Below are 1,132 nucleotides of genomic sequence, written 5' to 3' on the forward strand. Positions count from 1 at the left end.
GCAATAGAAAATAACTGTTGCTTTTCTTTTTGAATACGATACTGCACAGTATTGTGAATAAAGTCTAATTTCTGCTGTACTTCTTCTTGTAAGTCCAGCAGTGGATAGATAGATAATTCCGCAGCATGACTTGGGGTTGCCCCTCTTACATCTGCGACAAAATCACATAGTGTATAATCTACTTCGTGACCTACTGCAGACACAACCGGTGTTGTACATTGGAATATAGCTTCTATTAAAGCTCTATCATTGAAGCACCATAAATCTTCCATAGAGCCACCACCACGACCAACAATAATTACATCTACATCTGGGTCAGCATCTGCCATAGCTACACCACGAGCAATAACAGGGCCCGCTGTAGGTCCTTGTACAGGTACATTAAATACTTTAAATGTTACTAATGGATTGTGATGGGATGCTACATGTAAAATATCGTGAATCACTGCTCCTGATGCAGAAGTAACAACACCAATACAACTCGGTACAGGTGGCAAAGGTTGTTTGTGCCGTTCGTCAAAATACCCTAACGCATATAGCTCTTGTTTTAATTTCTCATAAGCAATTTGATAGTCACTTTTGGCACCAATACGAATATCTTCGCAAATAAAACTTAAACGACCAGTTTTTTCGTAAAAACTAATGTTTCCTCGTACTTGTACTAACAAACCGTTTTCAAGGGCACCTTCCAAGCCACGTTGTTGCACTTTAGAACGCCACATAGCCATATCAATGGAGCCTGTATCATCGATGAGAGAAAAATGATAATGTCCTGTACTATGACGTTTTACATTAGAGATAACACCTTCAACAATACAGTTCTTTAAGAGAAATTCTCCCTCTACGGTTTGCTTTAATAATTTTATTTAATTCTCCAACGGAGTAAGCATCCATTCTATTCTCCTTCAACAACCTTTGCTCCATAGGCATTACCTGAGGCATTATCTGCACTATATTTAGAGGATACACATAACACATCTAAATCATGATGGTGTCCCCAATGAACTAAACGATCTTGTAAGTAGGTATTAGCCATGACACCACCGGCAGTAATTAAGGTTGTAATATTATGTTTTGTTAAAATATGAGATAAGGCTTTCTCTAGGGAATTTCCAATACAATGGAACACAGA

1 protein-coding gene and 1 pseudogene are annotated in these 1,132 nt (G+C 38.2%); both read right to left on the reverse strand.

Annotated features, from left to right (window positions below):
- A partial coding sequence (xseA, locus tag HMPREF9200_RS06990; RefSeq protein ID WP_038145126.1) for an exodeoxyribonuclease VII large subunit occupies nt 1–866 on the reverse strand: 866 nt, incomplete at its 3' end.
- Nucleotides 867–895: 29 nt separating this feature from the next.
- A pseudogene (locus HMPREF9200_RS06995) lies at nt 896–1,132 on the reverse strand (metallohydrolase); the annotation flags it as partial.

The organism is Veillonella sp. oral taxon 780 str. F0422, assembly GCF_000221605.1.
GTDB lineage: Bacteria > Bacillota > Negativicutes > Veillonellales > Veillonellaceae > F0422.